Raw genomic sequence first — 18,267 nt, forward strand, 5'->3', positions numbered from 1 at the left:
TTTAGTTTAAAATTTGTCTCTTTGCGCAGAGGCCGGCCGGCCAAGAATTTCCAGCCATGCAATCTATTTCGACCGAGGTCACCGATACTTTAACCACAATTAGGGATTATATTCGCTGGGCGGCCAGCCGTTTTACCGAGGCCCAGGTCTACTTCGGTCACGGCTCCCTGACCGCAATCGACGAGGCGGCGGGTTTAGTATTGCATACGCTGCATCTGCCTTACAACGTCTCGCCGTTTTACCTGGAGGCGGTCCTGACCCACCCGGAACGGCAGGCGGTGATCGACATCGTCGACCGCCGGGTCAACGAGAGGAAGCCGGCCGCCTACCTGACGCACGAAGCCGTTTTCGCAGGCTTGCCGTTTTATGTCGACGAACGGGTGCTGGTGCCCAGGTCGCCGATCGCGGAACTGATCGAGCAGCGTTTCGCACCGTGGGTCGACGAGGACAATGTCGACCGGATCCTGGATTTGTGCACCGGCAGCGGCTGTATCGCGATTGCCTGCGCCTATGCGTTTCCGACGGCGGCGGTCGATGCGGTCGACTTGTCGACCGATGCGCTGGCGGTCGCCGAGATCAACGTCGCCAAGCATCAGTCCGAAGATTCGGTCGCGCTGTATCAGTCCGATCTGTTCGAGAATCTGCCGGGACAGCGCTACGATATCATCGTCAGCAATCCGCCCTATGTCGCGGTCGCCGAATGGGAAAGCCTGCCTCCCGAATACCATGCCGAGCCGGAGATGGGCTTCACCGGCGGCAAGACCGGGTTGGACATCGTGCTGCGCATCCTGGCACAGGCGAAAGACTATCTGAGCGAGCAGGGCATCCTGGTCGTCGAAGTCGGCAGCAGCGCACAGACGCTGCAGGACCGGTTTTCGGACATCCCTTTCTACTGGCTCGATTTCGAGCGCGGCGGCGACGGCGTCTTTTTACTGACCGGCGAGCAGCTTGCGCTCTACCACGACCAATTCATCGCGGCTTTGGATTAATATGTCTGGCAACACCTTTGGAAAACTGTTTACCGTCACTACCTTCGGCGAAAGCCATGGGCCGGCGCTCGGTTGTATCGTCGACGGCTGCCCGCCGGGGCTCGAACTTTCGGAGTCGGACATACAGGCCGATCTCGACCGCCGCAAGCCCGGGACTTCCCGGCATACGACGCAGCGGCGCGAAGCGGATGAAGTGAAGATTTTGTCCGGTGTGTTCGAGGGCAGAACCACCGGCACACCGATCGGCCTTCTGATCGAAAACACCGACCAGCGTTCGAAGGATTACGCGAAAATCGCCGAATCGTTTCGGCCCGGCCATGCCGATTATACCTATCAGCAGAAATACGGTTTCCGCGATTATCGCGGCGGCGGCCGTTCCTCGGCGCGCGAAACCGCGATGCGGGTTGCGGCGGCGGCGATCGCGAAGAAATATTTGAAAGAAAAGGCCGGGATCGAGATTCGCGGCTTCCTGGCGCAGTTGGGGCCGATCCGGATCGACAGGTTGGACTGGTCGGCCGTGAACACGAACCCGTTCTTTTGCGGCGATCCCGAACGCGTGCCGGAACTCGAAAGCTACATGGATGCGCTGCGCAAGGAGGGCGAGTCGATCGGTGCGCGCATCAACGTCGTCGCGACGAATGTGCCGCCGGGTCTCGGCGAACCGATCTTCGACCGACTGGATGCGGATCTCGCACATGCGCTGATGAGCATCAATGCGGTCAAGGGCGTCGAAATCGGCGACGGTTTCGCCTGCATCGAAAGTAAGGGTACCCAATTCCGCGACGAGATCACGCCGGAGGGTTTCCTGAGCAATCATGCCGGCGGTATTTTGGGCGGTATATCGAGCGGCCAGGATGTCGTCGCCAGCATCGCGCTGAAGCCGACTTCGAGTTTGCGCCTGCCCGGACGGTCGATTAATATTCACGGTGAGCCGATCGAAGTGGTGACCGAGGGGCGTCACGATCCCTGCGTCGGCATCCGCGCGACGCCGATCGCAGAAGCGATGGCGGCGCTTGTGATCATGGATCACTATCTCCGGCACCGGGCGCAGAATAGTGAGGTGCGCTCCGGTTTGCCGGTTTTAAGATAAAGCGTAGGCTGGGTTGCGACTGCCGGGCAGAAATTTGTTCCTTGGCAATATAGCCTGGATTGCCTCGATCGCGTGTTCCATACGCGATTCTACCTCCCTTATCTCTGAGGGGCCGTACCTCCTGCCGCCATGCAGTCGTGCAATTTCTGCATTCACGTCCTCCATGGTGTGCATGCAGGAAGCTCGACCCAGGGATAGGGAGAGATAGATGACGTCGGGAACACGCGATCGACGCCCCCACGGATGGGGAAGGTAGATCGCGTCGGGAACACGCGATCGACGCCCCCACGGATGGGGAAGGTAGATCGCGTCGGGAACCAGCGATCGAGGTCAACGCCCCCGCTAAAGGGGAGTTTGAGGGGACAGCTGTTGCCGCGCCGCGCAAAGCCCGTGCACTTTCCGTTATTGCCTGCGTTTCCGCGCGTCTTACCTACCGATTTATTGTATGTATGTCCCATATTGGCGCCTGTCGGGTTTCTACCTGTTCTATTTTGCGACGCTCGGCGGCTTTTTGCCCTACTGGAACCTGTACCTCAAGGCTCTGGGACTCGATGCGGCACAGATCGGCAATCTGTCGGCGGTGCTGGTCGGGAGCCGGATTATCGCGCCGAACTTTTGGGGATGGATCGCGGACCGGACCGGCAAAAACCTGCGCCTGATCCGGCTGACGCTGTTTTTTTCGGCGGCGGCTTTCTCGGGATTTCTGGCCGCGCGTGGTTACGACGAACTGGCGCTCTGCACTTTCGGCTTCGGCGTATTCTGGAACGCGTCGCTGCCGCTTTTCGAGGCGGTGACCCTGGCGCATCTGCGCGACGACACGCACCGCTACAGCCGGATACGGCTCTGGGGCTCGGTCGGCTTCATCATAGCGGTGCAGGGGCTCGGATGGTGGTTCGACCGTCAGCCGATCGAGCAGTTGCGCTTATTTGTCGTGACGCTGTTGCTGTTGAACTGGATCGTGACGCTGATGCTGCCGAGTCCGGCGCCGCGTCAGCCGCATTGGGAGCCTTCCCGTGTGCTGTCCGTCTTGAAACGCCCGGAAGTGCTGGCTTTTCTGGTGGTATCGATGCTGCTGCAGGCGGCGCACGGGCCTTATTACGTTTTTTATTCGATCTATCTCCAGCAACTGGACTATTCGGCCGCCGCCACAGGCAGTCTGTGGGCGGCGGGGGTATGCGCCGAGATCGTCCTTTTTGCTTTCATGCGGACCTTGCTCGGCTTTTTGAGCCTGCGGAGCATTCTGCTTTGGAGTCTGCTGCTGGCGGCGGCACGCTGGCTGTTGATCGGCTGGTTTGCCCAAACAGCGTTTCTGATCTTGGCCCAGTTGCTGCATGCGGCGAGTTTCGGCGCGGCGCACATTGCCGCGATCCATCTGGTGCAGCGCTATTTCGGCGAACAGCACCAGAGTAAAGGCCAAGCGCTCTACAGCAGCTTCAGTTTCGGGCTAGGCGGGATGGGGGGAAGCTTGTTCAGCGGCTATTACTGGGATGTGCTGGGGCCCCGGACGATATTCGGCGCAGCGGCGTTGGCCTGCTTTCTCGCTTACCTGATTGCCTGTTTCGGACTGGCGCGGGATCATGGCGAAAAAGCGGCAGCGCGTCTAAAATAGCGGGCTCAGAAAAGAATTCTTTGGCTTTGAACCACAAGGTGTAATGTGTTTGAAATAATTAAGAGCGGCGGCTGGATGATGTGGCCGCTGATGATTTGTTCGATCGGGGCGATGGCGATTATTGCGGAGCGTTTCTGGACGCTGCGCAAGAGCAGGATCATTCCCGAAGATCTGGTCGTGCAGGTCTGGAGATTACACAAAGACAACAGACTGGACGACGCGACGCTGCGCCGCCTGAAAGCCAGTTCGCCGCTGGGGCGGATCATTGCGACCGGCGTCAGCAATAGCACGCACGGGCGGGAAATCATGAAAGAGTCGATCGAGGATGTCGGCCGCCAGGTCATGCACGATCTGGAACGCTTTCTCGATGCGCTGGGCTTGATCGCTGAAGTATCTCCCTTGCTGGGCTTGTTGGGTACGGTATTCGGGATGATCGAGATTTTCTCCCAGCTGATGCAGCACGGCGCGGGTGATCCGACCGTGCTGGCGGGCGGTATTTCGGTCGCGCTGATCACGACCGCAACCGGGTTGTCCGTGGCGATTCCGAGCCTGATTTTCCACCGCTATTTTCTGCGGCGGGTCGACGAATACGTGATCAACATGGAAGCCGAGGCATTGCGGCTGATCGAGATGATGCACGGCGAGCGCGAGGCGACTTTATGAACTTTCATCGTAAAAAAAGGCGAAAAATCGATATTACGTTGATATCGATGATCGATGTGCTGTTCGTGCTTTTGCTTTTTTTTATGGTCTCGACAACGTTCAACCGGCAGACGCAAGTCAGGATAAAGTTGCCCGAAGCGGCAGGTTCCGAAGCGGAAGCCCCGCCGGTTTCGATTACTTTGGTGATCGACGCCGACGGCCTGTATTATGTGAAAGGCGGGGATGAGATGCTGCACCAGCTGGTCGATCAAAAGCCCGAAACCCTGCTCAGGGAGTTGCAGAAAATGGCCGCGCGCGGCACCGACATGCCGTTCATTATCAGCGCGGACGGCAAGACGCCGCATCAGGCGGTGATCAGCGCGCTCGATGCCGCAGGCAGGGCAGGGTTTACACATATCACCTTCGAAGCGCAGCAGCCGAAGACCGAATGATCAAGACAAGGCTGTCGCGGCTGGCAGCGCGCATCTGGTATCGGAAAAACGGCGCCGGCTTGTTGCTGTGGCCTTTCGGCAAACTGTTCGAAGGCATCGCCAGGCTGCGCAGGGCCTGTTATCGTTGCGGTTGGCTGAAAACCACGGTTTTCCAGGTTCCGGTGATCGTGGTCGGCAATATTACGGTCGGGGGCGCCGGCAAAACGCCGCTGGTCATCTGGCTGGCCCGGTTTTTAAAGGAAAAAGGCTACCGGCCGGGCATTGTCAGCCGGGGCTACGGCGGACGGGCTGCCATGTATCCGCAGTGGGTCGATGCCGGAAGCCAAGCGGGCGAGGTCGGCGACGAGGCGCTCTTGATCGTGGCCCGCACCGGTTGCCCGATGGCGGTATCCCCGGTTCGGGCGGAGGCTTGCCGGCTGCTGCTGGATAGGGCCGATTGCAATGTGCTGCTGTCCGACGACGGCCTGCAGCATTATGCGCTTGGCAGAACGCTCGAAATCGCGGTGATCGACGGCGAGCGCCGCTTCGGCAACGGCTGGTGCCTGCCGACCGGGCCGCTCAGGGAACCGCAGGCCAGGCTGAAGGATGTGGACTTGATCGTGGTGAACGGCGGCTTGGCTCGGTCAAATGAATTTTCGATGCAATTGGCGGGGGCGGAGGCGGTCCACTTACAGACCGGAATGCGTAAACCCTTGGCCGCGTTTAAAGCGGCTCCCTGCCATGCGGTGGCCGGCATCGGGCATCCCGAGCGGTTTTTCAGGCATCTGGAGATGGCGGGGCTAGGGTGTATTCCGCACGATTTTCCTGACCATTTTGCGTTCCGGCCGGAGGATCTCGACTTCGGCGATGCGTTTCCGGTTCTAATGACCGAGAAGGATGCGGTAAAATGCAGGGCATTTGCCGATGAAAGGCTTTGGGCCGTTCCGGTGGAGGCGAACATGGACTCCGTTTTCGCGACGCGGTTAATCGAATTATTAAGTGAGAAGCATGATAGATAAAAAACTGCTCGACATCCTGGCTTGCCCGATCTGCAAGAGTTCGCTGATTTACGACAAAGACAGGCAGGAACTGATCTGCAAGCCCGACCGGCTGGCGTTTCCGATCCGTGACGATATTCCGGTGATGCTCGAAGACGAAGCGCGCGTGCTCAGCCTCGAAGAAGTCGACGCACTGAAAAAATGACCTCCGTCTTAACGGCGATTTCCAACCCGAAGACCTGCCAAGCTTCTAAAACCTGGCAGGTCTATGGTTGGGCCCCTATAAAAGCGGGTTTTGGCCGGCAGGCAGAGGCACGCCGGTGAGCGTCCGCTTTAAAGTCGTGATTCCAGCCCGCTACGGTTCGACCCGGCTGCCCGGCAAGCCCTTGCTGCCGATCGCCGGCAGGCCGATGATCGAGCATGTCTGCGAGCGCGCCCGTGAGGCCGGTGCGGACGAGATCGTCGTCGCGACCGATGATGATCGTATATGCCAAGCAGTCCGTGCATTGGGCATCGAGGCGGTAATGACGCGTGCCGATCATCAAAGCGGCACCGAAAGGATCGCGGAAGTCGCGGAGCAGCGAGGCTGGGCTGGCGGCGACATCATTGTGAACCTGCAGGGCGACGAACCGTTGATCGATCCCGTGTATCTGCGCGAAGCGGCGGTGGTGTTGGCCGGCCAGCGGCAGGCGGGTATCGCGACGCTGGCGGCCGAAATTCACGACGGCGAGGAGCTGTTCAATCCGAACGCCGTCAAGGTCGTGTTGAACCGGCACGGTTATGCACTGTATTTCAGCCGCGCGCCGATCCCGTGGGATCGGGACGGATTCGCCGGAGGCCGGAAGCACTTGTCCGGCGGAATGCCCTATTACCGGCATATCGGCATGTATGCCTATACGGTCGATTTTTTGCGCCGTTACTGCGGTTGGGAGGCTTCCGATTTGGAGAAAACCGAGTCGCTGGAACAGCTCCGCATTTTGTGGCAGGGCGAAGCGATCGCGGTCAAGGTGGTCGATAAGGTTCCGCCCGCTGGCGTGGATACGTTCGAAGATTTGCAGCGTGTCGAAGAGTTTTTGAGAATGGCTTTGGAGGGCGGATAAGCGAAGCGCATCCGCCGAAGCATACTAAAAAGGCGGATGCGCTTCGCTTATCCGTCCTACGTCCGTTATTTTCCTGCCGAGCGGGAATGAAAAATTTTTATTTGTTTTAATTGTTTATCTGAAAGAACGTAAATGGACCAATTTTCACGCATCAGCCGCTTGCCCCCCTATGTTTTCAACATCGTGAACGAACTGAAGGCCAAAGCGCGAGCGGCGGGCGAGGACATCATCGATTTCGGGATGGGCAATCCGGATCAGCCGACGCCGGAGCATATCGTGAACAAGATGCTCGAAGCGGCGAAGCGGCCGGATACGCACCGTTATTCGATGTCGAAAGGCATCCCCCGGCTGCGCAAGGCCATCTGCACCTGGTACAAGAACCGTTTCGATGTCGATCTGGATCCGGAATCCGAGGCGATCGTCACGATCGGTTCGAAAGAAGGCCTTGCGCATCTGGCGTTGGCGACGCTCGGGCCGGGCGACGTGGTGCTGGTGCCGAATCCGGCCTATCCGATCCATCCCTACGGAGTCGTGATTGCGGGCGCCGATTTGCGCCACGTGCCGTTGATTCCCGGCGTCGACTTTATCGAGGAACTGCAGCGCGCGATCGTCGAATCGTGGCCGAAGCCGAAGATGCTGATTTTGAATTTTCCGGGCAATCCGACCAGCCAGTGCGTCGAGCTGGACTTTTTCGAAAAGATCATTGCGCTCGCAAAAGAACACAAGATTTGGGTCGTGCACGACATCGCCTATATCGATATCGTGTTCGACGGTTATCAGGCGCCTTCGATCCTGCAGGTCGAAGGGGCGAAAGACATCGCGGTCGAGTTTTTCTCGCTGTCGAAAAGCTACAACATGCCGGGCTGGCGCGTCGGTTTCATGTGCGGCAACAAAAAACTGGTCGGCGCCCTGGCGCGGATCAAGTCCTATCTCGACTACGGCACCTTCACGCCGATCCAGATCGCCGCGATCAGCGCGCTCGAAGGGCCGCAGGACTGCGTACACGAAATCGCCGCCATGTATCAACGGCGGCGCGACGTGCTCTGCGACGGCCTGAACGCAGCCGGCTGGCCGGTCGAGAAGCCGAAGGCGACGATGTTCGTCTGGGCGCCGATCCCCGAGCCTTATAAAGAAATGGGGTCGCTGGAGTTTTCGAAAAAGCTGCTGATCGAGGCGAAAGTCGCGGTCGCCCCCGGCATCGGCTTCGGCCAGTACGGCGACGACCACGTCCGTTTCGGGCTGATCGAGAACGAGCATCGGACCCGGCAGGCGGTGCGCGGCATTCGCCATATGATGAAGAAAGACAAGGTTGTATAATAGCCGGTTTTTGAGGTGTTGCAGGGTACGCTATGCATACCTTTCATTACGTTCTATATGAATAACGAACGGTACGCGCAGCGTACCCTACTCAGGAGTGTGTTTTGAAACCGGTAAAAGTCGGAATATTGGGACTAGGGACGGTCGGCGGCGGTACGGTCAATGTCCTCAAACGCAACGCGGCCGAGATTGCCCGCCGGGCCGGGCGCGAAATCATCGTAACCCGCGCATCGAGCCGGGATCTCGCCAAACCGCGGATCTGCAATACCGAAAGCATTGCGGTTACGACCGATCCGTACGACGTGATCAACGATCCCGAAATCGACATCGTGCTCGAATTGATCGGCGGCGCCGGCCCCGTTAAAGATATGGTCCTGGCCGCGATTGCGAACGGCAAGCATGTGGTCACCGCAAACAAGTCGTTGATCGCCCTGCACGGCAACGAGATCTTCGCGAAGGCCAGCGAGAAGGGTGTGATCGTCGCGTTCGAAGCGGCGGTCGCGGGCGGGATTCCGATCATCAAGGCGATCCGCGAGGGACTTAGCGGCAACGAGATTCAATGGCTGGCCGGCATCATCAACGGCACCGGCAACTTCATCCTGACCGAGATGCGCGAGAAAGGCCGCGATTTTGCGGACGTATTGGCCGAGGCGCAGGCTTTGGGCTATGCCGAAGCCGATCCGACCTTCGATGTCGAAGGCATCGATGCGGCGCACAAGCTGACGATCCTCGCTTCGATCGCATTCGGGATTCCGCTGCAGTTCGAGAAGGTTTATACCGAAGGCATCACCAAAATTACTCGTCTTGATGTCGATTATGCGGAAAAACTGGGCTATCGGATCAAGCATCTGGGTATCGCCCGCAAGACTGACGAAGGTATCGAACTGCGCGTGCATCCGACTTTGATTCCCGAGCGACGTTTGATTGCAAACGTGAATGGAGTGATGAACGCGGTACTGGTCAAGGGCGATGCGGTCGGCCCGACCCTGTATTACGGCGCCGGCGCGGGAGCCGACCCGACCGCTTCGGCGGTGGTCGCGGACGTGGTCGATGTAACGCGGGCCCTGACCAGCGATCCGGAAAACCGGGTGCCGCATCTGGCCTTCCAGCCCGAGGCGATCAAGGAAATCCCGATTCTGGCCCCGGACCGCTTCAAGTCCGCCTACTACCTGCGCCTGACCGCCGAAGACAAGCCCGGCGTATTGGCCGACGTGACCAAAATTCTGGCCGACCATCAGATCAGCATCGAGGCGATCGTGCAAAAAGAACCGATTTCCGATGAGAAAGCGGTGCCGATCATTCTGCTGACGCAGATCACGCTCGAAAAAGAAATGAACGACGCGATCCGGAAGATCGAGGCCTTGCCGACCGTGACCGGCCAAGTCTGCCGGATTCGCCTGGAAACCTTAGGATAACCACCCCATGTCTACAGCAAAACATTACACCGGTCTGATCGACCGTTACCGCGACCGTTTGCCGGTCAGCGCCTCGACGCGCGTGATCAGCCTGAACGAAGGGAATACTCCCCTGATCCAACTGCAAAACATTCCGCGCCTGGCCGGCAAGGACGTCGATATCTATGTCAAGTTCGAGGGCCTGAACCCGACTGGTTCGTTCAAGGACCGCGGCATGACGATGGCGGTCACCAAAGCGGTCGAAGAGGGCAGCCGTGCGATCATCTGCGCCTCGACCGGGAATACCTCCGCCTCGGCAGCGGCTTATGCCGCCCGTGCCGGGATCAAGGCATTCGTGATCATTCCGGAAGGCAAGATCGCGCTCGGCAAATTGGCCCAAACGCTGATGTACGACGCGACGATCATCCAGATCCGGGGCAATTTCGATCAGGGCATGAATCTGGTCAAGGAAGTGGCCGCGCACGCGCCGGTCACGATCGTCAATTCGATCAATCCATACCGGATCGACGGGCAGAAGACGGCTTCATTTGAAATCATCGACGCGCTCGGCGATGCGCCGGACTACCACTGCCTGCCGGTCGGCAACGCGGGCAATATCACCGCCTACTGGAAAGGCTACAAGGAATACTCGGCCGACAGCGAAACACATAAGGCGATAACTTCGAAGCGCCCGGTCATGTGCGGCTATCAGGCGGCCGGTGCCGCGCCGTTTCTGGCCGGCCATCCGATCGAGCATCCGGAAACGATTGCGACCGCGATCCGGATCGGCAATCCGCAGTCCTGGGACTATGCCTGGGCCGCACAAAAAGAGTCCGGCGGCTGGTTCGACAAATTCACCGACGAGGAAATTCTCGAAGCGCAGAAAATGCTGTCGCAATTCGAAGGGATTTTCTGCGAGCCGGCCTCGGCGACTTCGGTTGCGGGCGCGTGGCGCGATATCCGTAGCGGTAAAATTCCGGAGGGCAGCAAAATCGTCTGTACGCTAACCGGAACCGGCCTGAAAGATCCCGATACCGCGATCAAACAATGTGCCGACGCGCGCACCTTGACTATCGAAGCGGAACTCGACTCGGTCAAGCGAGCGATTCTCGATCATATGTAAATCCCAGGCGGTCGCCCGGAGCAAGCAATCCCTTTGCTCCGAAGCGATCAGCCGAAAATGAGGTTGCCGGCCTTTCCGGCAGCCTGCCGTTTTTCGCGATTCCATTCCGGATCGGCTTCACTTCCTTCCCTCCCGCATTACTCATTCCCTTAAGGTAATGGTCATGTCTGCAAATTCACAAAACCAAACTCACACACAATTGGCAGGGCTAGCGCTCAGCGCGATTGGCGTGGTCTTTGGCGATATCGGCACCAGCCCTTTATATGCACTGAAAGAAGTTTTTCATGGCGGCATGCCGATCGACGAATTTCATGTGCTTGGCGTCCTGTCGCTGATCTTCTGGTCGTTGACGCTGGTGGTTACGATCAAATATGCGATCTTCATCATGCGCGCCGACAATAAGGGCGAAGGCGGGATCATGGCGCTGATGACCCTGGCTCTGCACGGGGCTCGGGATTATCCGCGCAAGATGGCTTTTATTCTCACGATCGGGCTGCTCGGTGCGTCGTTGTTTTACGGCGACAGCATCATTACGCCGGCCATTTCGGTACTCAGCGCCGTGGAAGGCCTGCAAGTCATAGCGCCTCCCTTGGCCGAATTTGTGTTGCCGATTGCCATCACGGTGCTCGCCGGGCTGTTTATCATTCAAGCCAAAGGGACCGGCAGGGTCGGCAGGATGTTCGCGCCGATCATGTGTTTCTGGTTCGGCTGCCTGGCGGTGATGGGGGTAGCCAATATGGTCCACCAGCCGGGTGTGTTGCAGGCCGTCAATCCTTATTATGCCGTCAGTTTGCTGATCGAAACCGGTTGGGAAGGATTTTTGATCATGGGGACGGTCGTGCTGGCGATCACCGGTGCCGAAGCGCTGTATGCGGATATGGGCCACTTCGGCCTGAAGCCGATCCGTTATGCCTGGTTCGGTTTCGTGTTTCCGGCGCTGCTGCTGAATTATTTCGGGCAAGGCGCCTTACTGCTCGCCCAACCCGATGCGATACGCAATCCCTTTTATCTGCTCGCGCCGAGTTGGGCACTATACCCCTTGCTGATCTTGTCGACGATGGCGACCGTGATTGCCTCGCAGGCGGTCATTTCCGGGGCCTTTTCGGTCACCCGGCAGGCAATCCAGCTGGGCTACTGTCCGCGCATGGCCATTCGTCACACCTCGGACGACGAACAGGGTCAGGTCTATGTGCCGACCGTGAACTGGCTGTTAATGGTATCTGTATTCGTGCTGGTGTTGAGTTTTCAATCGTCGTCGGCGCTGGCGTCGGCCTACGGCATCGCGGTCACCGGTACGATGATCGTCGATACGGTATTGGCTTATATCGTGATCCAGGCGCTCTGGAAATGGAACAGGGCGACCAGCATCGTATTTTTGTCGGTATTTCTGATCATCGATTTCCTGTTTTTCTCCTCCAACACCCTGAAAATCCCGACCGGCGGCTGGCTGCCGCTGCTGGTCGCCACCGTGCTGTTTCTGATCATCACGACCTGGATCAAGGGGCGTGCGCTGCTGCACGAACACATGGAAGAACGCCAGGTGTTATTTGAAGAGCTGGAAAAAGACATCACCGAGAATTTGACGACGGTCGAGGGGACCGCAATCTATTTGGCCAGAACGCTGCATGGCGTACCTCCCGTGCTGCTGCACAACCTTGAACATAATCACGTGCTGCACGAACAGATTATCGTGCTGACGATCGCGACGAAGGATGAACCTTTTGTGGATGAAGCGCACCGGGTCAAAATCCGCAAGTTCGGCCAGGAGCGCGAGTTCTATCGCGTCAAACTCTATTACGGATTCAAGCAGAACGCGGATGTGCGCCGGGCGCTGGATTTGTTAATGCGCGAAGGCCTGGTTTTCGATCCCAAGAAGGCCTCGTTTTTCATCGGCAGCGAACGCGTTTCCTTCCGAGCCCGCAGTCCGATGGCGAAATGGCGGCGGGGCTTGTTTCTGTTTTTGTTTCGTAACGCTTCGAGTCCGATCGAGTTTTTCAAAATTCCCGTCGACCGAGTCATTGAGCTCGGCATTCGTGTCGAGTTATAGTTGACGCCTCGGGTAAAAAAAATCCATGAACGGGTGCTAAGCCTGCATCCGGAGGATCAGGCGCGATCAACTAAGGAGGAAGCGTATGGGGTTTGATTGGATGCCGGCAGTCATCGTCGCCGGGTTGTTGCTGGTATCGATTGCGGTTTTGCAATTGATCGCGCTCAGGCGTTTGCAGGCTTTACTGAAGGCAGCTCCGGACGGAGGCGTGCAGGAGCTTTTGCTGACGTTGAAGGTTCAGGAAGCTGCTTTGCAGCAAGGTTTTGCCGAGTCCAGAAAGGAGCTTCGGGAGGTCAGCGCGGAAAATCGGCGCGAGCTGCAAGAGGCCTTCAAAAGCCTGCAGGATACGCTGCTCAATCGGGTCGCCGAGAACCAGCGCCTCCACAATGCGCAGATGGAGGCATTCAAGAACGGATTGGCCGGCATGTCCGAAAAACTGATCCATAACGCCAACGAACTCAAAGAGAGCGTGAACCTGTCGTTTCAGGCGACCGGCGAGTCGCTGAACCGTAGACAGGACGATTTCCGAGACAAAACTGCCGAGACGCTGAAGCAGTTTCAGGAAGGCATCAAAGCCGATGCGAAGGAAAACCGTCAGGAACTGGCCGCCGGCCTCGGGTCGTTCGAAGGCAAGTTCGCCGAAGGTATCAAGGAATTCAACGAGCAGCTTCGGCTCCGGTTCAGTGATTTGAACCGGCAGCAGCAGGAGGCGAATCAACTGGCGAAGGCCGGCATCAACGAAATTCGCGAATCGATCGAAAAACATCTGCACCTGATACGGGAAGACAACACCCGGCAGCTGAACGAGATGCGCCGGACCGTCGACGAAAAACTGCACAATACGCTGGAGCAGCGCCTCGGCGAGTCGTTCAAGCTGGTCAGCGACCGGCTGGACCAGGTGCATAAGGGGCTCGGCGAAATGCAGAACCTGGCGGTCGGGGTCGGCGATTTGAAGAAGGTGCTGTCCAACGTCAAAACGCGCGGCATTCTCGGCGAATACCAGCTCGGCAACATCCTGGAGCAGATTCTGTCGCCCGAGCAATACGGGGTAAATGTGGCGACCCGGAAGGGCAGCCAGGCAAATGTCGAATATGCGGTCAAACTGCCGGGTAAGGCCGACGACAAGACCGTCTGGCTGCCGATCGATTCGAAATTTCCGCTCGAAAGCTACCAATCGCTGCTTGGCGCGCTGGAAGAAGGGAATCCGGCCTTGGTGGATCAGGCGCAAAAACAGTTGTTAAAAGCGATCGAAAGCTTTGCGAAGGACATCGCCGGCAAATACCTGGACCCGCCGCATACGACCGATTTCGCTATCATGTTCCTGCCGGTCGAAAGCCTGTACGCGGAAGTCCTGCGCTCCCCCGAACTGTTCGAGAAGCTGCAGCGCACTTACCGGGTCACGATCACCGGGCCAACCACTTTGTCGGCTTTATTGAACAGCCTGCACATGGGCTTTAGGACCCTGGCGGTGCAGCAGCGCAGCAGTGAAGTCTGGAAAGTGCTGGCCGAGGTGAAGACCGAATTCGGCAAGTATTCGGAACTGCTCGATACCGTGTACAAGCAGATCACCACCGCCTCCAACTCGCTGGAGCGGCTGAAAACGACGCGCACGGCGGCGATGGAGAGGAAGCTGCGCGGCGTGGAAGTGCTGGGCATCGAAAGCGAGCTGGCGCCGCTCGCGTTACCCGAGCCGGAATCAGTCGGGGAACACGCGGAACTGCAGTAACCGTAAGCCGCACGGCCGTTTTAATGCCGTGCGGCTTACGGTGCAGGGTGCATTTGTCCAGTGTCCGAGCGGCGGACCGGTGCGTTTATCTCGGCAGGTATTCCGGGAGATGGCTTCTGATTTCGGCTGCCGTCATGCCCGCAAGGTTTTTGTCCAATTCCAGGCTGACGAGGGTATTTAACGGGCCCGGCATGTGCTGTCTGATCAGGCCCAGCACCGACGGGTCGGCGACCACGATCAGCCGGTCGAAGCGGTTGGCATTACGCGCCTGTTCGAGATAATGCACGATGTCCGCCGCAAACACGTCGGCTTCGTGCTTTTTCGGGTCGGTTTCCTGCTCGAAGGCATGCCCGCCGCCGCGTCCGCCGGGATTTTTGACCTTGCCGGGCAGGTCCGAAGTGATGTCCCGGTCATGCATCCTGCCTTCCTCGTGGATCAGCGTATCGATCTCCTCCAGCGGCGCGGAAGACGATTCGGTCTGGAAAACACGTGCCCGTGTATGGTCTGCAGCAATTACCCATGTGTTCGTCATAGTTCAATCCTCAACGATTTACGGTGTTTATGGAATCGATAAGGCTATTGTGGGCAAAAGCTCCGCCATTGGCTATTGGTACGATTACCTAACCCGGATACCGGTTAAGGAAATGCACAGGTATTCAAGCCTAGCTAAAGGATTTATCATATGCGTCTGAAATTTCCGTTTCTCATTTTGTCTTCGTCTTTTTCTCTATCCCCCTTGATCCGAAAAAAACGCCGTTTGAAAACGGCTCGTCAGCCGCTACCGCTTCGCCCAATCTTTTTTCGATTCGCCTGGCAGGCCGCAGGCATTTTCATTGCCTCGTCGGTCGGGTTTTGCCTGCTGTTCCGCTGGCTGCCGCTGCCGACGACGGCTTTCATGCTGAACCGGCACGTCGAGGATTTCCGCTACGAGACGACATTCAAGCCGATCGATTACCGTTGGGTAGGCGCCAAAAAAATCTCGCCTGCGGCCTATCAGGCGGTGATCGCGTCCGAGGACCAGCGTTTTTTCGAACATAGAGGCTTCGACTTCCATGCGATTCAAACGGCGGTCGACAATTATTTCGACGGCCGCCGCCTCCGGGGCGCCAGCACCATTTCGCAGCAGGTCGCGAAAAATCTGTTTTTGAGTCCGTCCAAAAGTTTTATCCGCAAAACCTTTGAAGTCTGGTTCACGCTTCTTCTGGAAGCGTGCTGGAGTAAAGAGCGCATTCTGACCGTGTATCTGAACATCGCCGAATTCGGCGACCATCTGTTCGGCATCGAGGCGGCCAGCCGGCGTTATTTCGGGATTCCGGCCGCCGGATTGAGCCGCGCCCAGGCCGCCCTGCTGGCGGCGACGCTGCCGAATCCGCTCCGTTTCAAGGCGGCTTCTCCGTCCGCCTATGTCCGCGCGCGGCAGCAATGGATTCTCAGGCAAATGCGCCATGTCGATTACCCGCGTTGATGCCGCTTTGAATCCTTACTGTTTCGGTCGATAATAGGCGATCATTGCGCATTGAACATTGGCTCCAGCCCCCCGGTCCTATTAGCGGAGGAATCGAATGAAAAACTTTATCGTGCTGACGATGCTGTTCGCTTTCCTGATCCGGAACGCGGGTAGCGAGGACCGGGAGAACTTACAAAGCACTTCCGGACTGGCGGTTGCGACGTTTGCGGGCGGCTGTTTCTGGTGCACCGAAGCCGACTTTGAAAAACTGCCCGGCGTCAAAAAAGCCGTTTCGGGATTCAGCGGCGGACACCTCGCCAATCCGACCTACAAGCAGGTTTCGGGCGGCACGACCGGCCATCTCGAAAGCGTGCAGGTGTATTACGACCCGAAAGAGATCGACTATACGACCCTTTTGCAGGCCTTCTGGCGCATGATCGATCCGACCGACGGCGGCGGCCAGTTCGTCGACCGCGGCAATCAATACCGCTCGGCGATTTTTTATCATGACGATCGGCAAAAAGCCCTGGCCGAAAAATCGTTGGCCGAGTTGGCCGGATCAAGCCGTTATTCCGCGCCCATCGCAACCGAGATAAGGAAATTCGAGAATTTCTATCCGGCCGAGGCGTATCATCAGGATTATTACAAAAAGAATCCTCTGCGCTATAAATTTTGGCGCTACCGGTCCGGGCGCGATCAGTACCTAACCAGTACGTGGGGCAAGGATCTGGCCTTGAACATCGTTCCTAAAGCGCAGGCCGTCTCGTTTATAAAACCTTCCCAGGATGACCTGTCTAGTCGCCTAACTCCGCTGCAATACCAGGTGACCCAGGAAGAAGCGACCGAGCCGCCGTTCGATAATGCTTATTGGAACGAGAAGCGCGCCGGCATTTATGTGGATGTGGTCAGCGGCGAGCCGCTGTTTTCTTCGCAAGACAAGTACGATTCCGGCAGCGGCTGGCCGAGTTTCACGAAACCTTTGAGCGAAGAAAATATCGTTACGAAAAAAGATTTTCTGCTGCTCATTCCGCGCACCGAGGTACGGAGCCGGCTCGCCGATTCGCATCTCGGCCATGTCTTCAAAGACGGACCAAAGCCGACCGGGCTGCGCTATTGCATGAATTCGGCGGCGCTGCGCTTCATCCCGGTCGAAGAGATGGCCAAGGAAGGTTACGGAAAATTTTTGTCCTTTTTCGGAAAATAGAGAATTGCCCGGGCGCGGCAAAACGGCCGTTGGATTTATGGTAGAATCGTACGATTCGATGACGATTCTTAACGAAGGGCCGGCGCTGCTGCGCGCGGTCCCGACCATTTTGAGCTACGCGACGCGATGTCAAACCTTCCTCAAGCCAGCCAGCTGATAGACCGTTTCGGCAGAAAGATCGATTATTTACGGATCTCGATTACCGACCGCTGCGACTTTCGCTGCGTCTATTGCATGGCCGAGGATATGACATTCCTGCCGCGGGCGCAGATTCTGACGCTCGAAGAGATCGAAACGATCGCTCGGGCCTTTACCGAACTCGGCGTCAAAAAAATCCGGATTACCGGCGGCGAGCCGCTGGTCCGCAAAGGCGTGCTGGATTTGCTGGAAAATCTCGGCAAACTTCAGGGGCTTAGGGAACTGGTCATCACCACCAACGGCGCGCAGCTTGAATCGATGGCGCCGGCCCTTAAACGAGCCGGGGTCAGAAGGATCAATGTCAGCCTCGATTCGCTCGATCCCGCCAAATTCAAGGCGATTACCCGCGTCGGCAATCTTCAGGCCGTGTTGAACGGGATCGCGGCCGCGAAGGCCCAAGGCTTCGAACGCATCAAGCTCAACACGGTCGTGCTGAAAGGCAGCAATCACGAGGAAATCTGCGAGCTGGTGCAATTTGCGGTCGACAGCGAAATCGACATCAGTTTCATCGAGGAAATGCCGCTCGGCATCGTTGCGCATCACGACCGTGCGCTTGCCTATTATTCGAGCGATCGGATTAAAAAGGATTTGGAATCGCGTTTTACGTTGCTTGCAACGCCCGAAAAAACCGGTGGACCTTCGCATTATTTCCGGGTTGGGGGAACCGCTACCCGCGTCGGTTTCATTTCTCCGCATAGCCATAATTTCTGCAGCGCCTGCAACCGGGTTCGCCTGACCGCCGAAGGCCGGCTGCTGCTCTGCCTCGGCAACGAGCATTCGGTCGACCTGAAAAAAGTGGTCCGTACGCATCCGGGCGATATCGACGCGCTGAAGCGGACCCTGATCGATGCGATGCAGATCAAACCGCTTCGGCACGAATTCAACATGCAGGAGCAGCCGGTGATCCTGCGCTACATGAACATGACCGGCGGCTAGCCGTTCGTCTCCCTTT

General features: G+C 57.8%; 17 protein-coding genes. 16 read left to right on the forward strand and 1 reads right to left on the reverse strand.

The features are described from left to right. Positions 1–56 precede the first annotated feature (56 nt). The 13 genes from prmB (at position 57) to JJL52_RS13460 (ending at position 14,466) form a co-directional block, all read left to right on the forward strand. Positions 57–989 (forward strand): 50S ribosomal protein L3 N(5)-glutamine methyltransferase, encoded by a 933-nt coding sequence (prmB, locus tag JJL52_RS13400; RefSeq protein ID WP_202052993.1) that lies wholly within the window; start codon positions 57–59, stop codon positions 987–989. Position 990: 1 nt separating this feature from the next. Then, a complete protein-coding gene (gene aroC / locus JJL52_RS13405) occupies positions 991–2,079 on the forward strand; it encodes a chorismate synthase (RefSeq protein ID WP_202052994.1) in 1,089 nt (362 codons plus the stop codon). Between the two features lie 445 nt (positions 2,080–2,524). Next, positions 2,525–3,688: an MFS transporter gene (locus tag JJL52_RS13410; protein ID WP_202052995.1), complete on the forward strand. Its 1,164-nt coding sequence runs from the start codon at positions 2,525–2,527 to the stop codon at positions 3,686–3,688. A 45-nt stretch (positions 3,689–3,733) separates the two neighbouring features. Further along, positions 3,734–4,351, forward strand: a complete 618-nt coding sequence (locus JJL52_RS13415) for a MotA/TolQ/ExbB proton channel family protein (protein WP_202052996.1) — start codon at positions 3,734–3,736, stop codon at positions 4,349–4,351. After that, entirely contained in the window at positions 4,348–4,782 is a 435-nt protein-coding gene (locus JJL52_RS13420; protein WP_202052997.1) for an ExbD/TolR family protein, read from the forward strand. Before JJL52_RS13415 ends, JJL52_RS13420 begins: the two co-directional genes overlap by 4 nt. Beyond that, on the forward strand, positions 4,779–5,780 hold the full coding sequence (gene lpxK / locus JJL52_RS13425) for a tetraacyldisaccharide 4'-kinase (RefSeq protein WP_202052998.1): 1,002 nt from the start codon (positions 4,779–4,781) through the stop codon (positions 5,778–5,780). The genes JJL52_RS13420 and lpxK overlap by 4 nt, the downstream gene beginning before the upstream one ends. Beyond that, positions 5,770–5,964, forward strand: a complete 195-nt coding sequence (locus tag JJL52_RS13430) for a Trm112 family protein (RefSeq protein ID WP_236994245.1) — start codon at positions 5,770–5,772, stop codon at positions 5,962–5,964. Before lpxK ends, JJL52_RS13430 begins: the two co-directional genes overlap by 11 nt. A 115-nt stretch (positions 5,965–6,079) precedes the next feature. Further along, complete coding sequence (gene kdsB / locus JJL52_RS13435; RefSeq protein WP_202052999.1) at positions 6,080–6,859, forward strand: 3-deoxy-manno-octulosonate cytidylyltransferase; 780 nt, start codon at positions 6,080–6,082, stop codon at positions 6,857–6,859. Between the two features lie 132 nt (positions 6,860–6,991). After that, the gene (alaC, locus tag JJL52_RS13440; RefSeq protein WP_202053000.1) at positions 6,992–8,176 is read left to right on the forward strand and encodes an alanine transaminase; all 1,185 of its coding nucleotides are present in this window, start codon (positions 6,992–6,994) and stop codon (positions 8,174–8,176) included. Positions 8,177–8,280: 104 nt separating this feature from the next. Continuing rightward, complete coding sequence (locus tag JJL52_RS13445; RefSeq protein ID WP_202053001.1) at positions 8,281–9,591, forward strand: homoserine dehydrogenase; 1,311 nt, start codon at positions 8,281–8,283, stop codon at positions 9,589–9,591. A 7-nt stretch (positions 9,592–9,598) separates the two neighbouring features. Continuing rightward, positions 9,599–10,693 carry a threonine synthase gene (gene thrC / locus JJL52_RS13450; RefSeq protein WP_202053002.1) on the forward strand — a complete coding sequence of 365 codons (1,095 nt, stop codon included), beginning with the start codon at positions 9,599–9,601 and terminating at the stop codon, positions 10,691–10,693. 163 nt (positions 10,694–10,856) lie between these two features. Next, on the forward strand, positions 10,857–12,740 hold the full coding sequence (locus JJL52_RS13455; protein ID WP_202053003.1) for a potassium transporter Kup: 1,884 nt from the start codon (positions 10,857–10,859) through the stop codon (positions 12,738–12,740). A gap of 85 nt (positions 12,741–12,825) precedes the next feature. Beyond that, positions 12,826–14,466 (forward strand): DNA recombination protein RmuC, encoded by a 1,641-nt coding sequence (locus JJL52_RS13460; protein ID WP_202053004.1) that lies wholly within the window; start codon positions 12,826–12,828, stop codon positions 14,464–14,466. A gap of 85 nt (positions 14,467–14,551) precedes the next feature. On the opposite strand, the gene JJL52_RS13465 is transcribed toward JJL52_RS13460, so the two are convergent. Then, positions 14,552–14,998 carry a host attachment protein gene (locus JJL52_RS13465; RefSeq protein ID WP_202053005.1) on the reverse strand — a complete coding sequence of 149 codons (447 nt, stop codon included), beginning with the start codon at positions 14,996–14,998 and terminating at the stop codon, positions 14,552–14,554. Positions 14,999–15,148: 150 nt separating this feature from the next. Here JJL52_RS13465 and mtgA point away from each other — a divergent pair, with 150 nt between their 5' ends. From mtgA to moaA, 3 genes are all read left to right on the forward strand, one after another. Further along, positions 15,149–15,931: a monofunctional biosynthetic peptidoglycan transglycosylase gene (gene mtgA / locus JJL52_RS13470; protein WP_202053006.1), complete on the forward strand. Its 783-nt coding sequence runs from the start codon at positions 15,149–15,151 to the stop codon at positions 15,929–15,931. Between the two features lie 97 nt (positions 15,932–16,028). Beyond that, positions 16,029–17,117 carry a peptide-methionine (S)-S-oxide reductase MsrA gene (gene msrA, locus JJL52_RS21795; RefSeq protein WP_236994246.1) on the forward strand — a complete coding sequence of 363 codons (1,089 nt, stop codon included), beginning with the start codon at positions 16,029–16,031 and terminating at the stop codon, positions 17,115–17,117. A 126-nt stretch (positions 17,118–17,243) separates the two neighbouring features. Beyond that, positions 17,244–18,251 (forward strand): GTP 3',8-cyclase MoaA, encoded by a 1,008-nt coding sequence (gene moaA, locus JJL52_RS13485; RefSeq protein WP_202053007.1) that lies wholly within the window; start codon positions 17,244–17,246, stop codon positions 18,249–18,251. Positions 18,252–18,267 lie beyond the last annotated feature (16 nt).

Source organism: Candidatus Methylomicrobium oryzae (genome assembly GCF_016745425.1).
Lineage (GTDB): Bacteria > Pseudomonadota > Gammaproteobacteria > Methylococcales > Methylomonadaceae > Methylomicrobium > Methylomicrobium oryzae.

What these genes read in the sequence shown, in the direction of transcription:
- JJL52_RS13410 (WP_202052995.1), top strand. Translation starts at nt 2,525, where the DNA reads ATGTATGTCCCATATTGGCGCCTGTCGGGTTTCTACCTGTTCTATTTT.
- lpxK (WP_202052998.1), top strand. Translation starts at nt 4,779, where the DNA reads ATGATCAAGACAAGGCTGTCGCGGCTGGCAGCGCGCATCTGGTATCGG.
- JJL52_RS13465 (WP_202053005.1), bottom strand. Translation starts at nt 14,998, where the DNA reads ATGACGAACACATGGGTAATTGCTGCAGACCATACACGGGCACGTGTT.
- mtgA (WP_202053006.1), top strand. Translation starts at nt 15,149, where the DNA reads ATGCGTCTGAAATTTCCGTTTCTCATTTTGTCTTCGTCTTTTTCTCTA.
- JJL52_RS13460 (WP_202053004.1), top strand. Translation starts at nt 12,826, where the DNA reads ATGGGGTTTGATTGGATGCCGGCAGTCATCGTCGCCGGGTTGTTGCTG.
- aroC (WP_202052994.1), top strand. Translation starts at nt 991, where the DNA reads ATGTCTGGCAACACCTTTGGAAAACTGTTTACCGTCACTACCTTCGGC.
- msrA (WP_236994246.1), top strand. Translation starts at nt 16,029, where the DNA reads ATGAAAAACTTTATCGTGCTGACGATGCTGTTCGCTTTCCTGATCCGG.
- thrC (WP_202053002.1), top strand. Translation starts at nt 9,599, where the DNA reads ATGTCTACAGCAAAACATTACACCGGTCTGATCGACCGTTACCGCGAC.
- prmB (WP_202052993.1), top strand. Translation starts at nt 57, where the DNA reads ATGCAATCTATTTCGACCGAGGTCACCGATACTTTAACCACAATTAGG.
- JJL52_RS13430 (WP_236994245.1), top strand. Translation starts at nt 5,770, where the DNA reads ATGATAGATAAAAAACTGCTCGACATCCTGGCTTGCCCGATCTGCAAG.
- moaA (WP_202053007.1), top strand. Translation starts at nt 17,244, where the DNA reads ATGTCAAACCTTCCTCAAGCCAGCCAGCTGATAGACCGTTTCGGCAGA.
- alaC (WP_202053000.1), top strand. Translation starts at nt 6,992, where the DNA reads ATGGACCAATTTTCACGCATCAGCCGCTTGCCCCCCTATGTTTTCAAC.
- JJL52_RS13420 (WP_202052997.1), top strand. Translation starts at nt 4,348, where the DNA reads ATGAACTTTCATCGTAAAAAAAGGCGAAAAATCGATATTACGTTGATA.
- JJL52_RS13455 (WP_202053003.1), top strand. Translation starts at nt 10,857, where the DNA reads ATGTCTGCAAATTCACAAAACCAAACTCACACACAATTGGCAGGGCTA.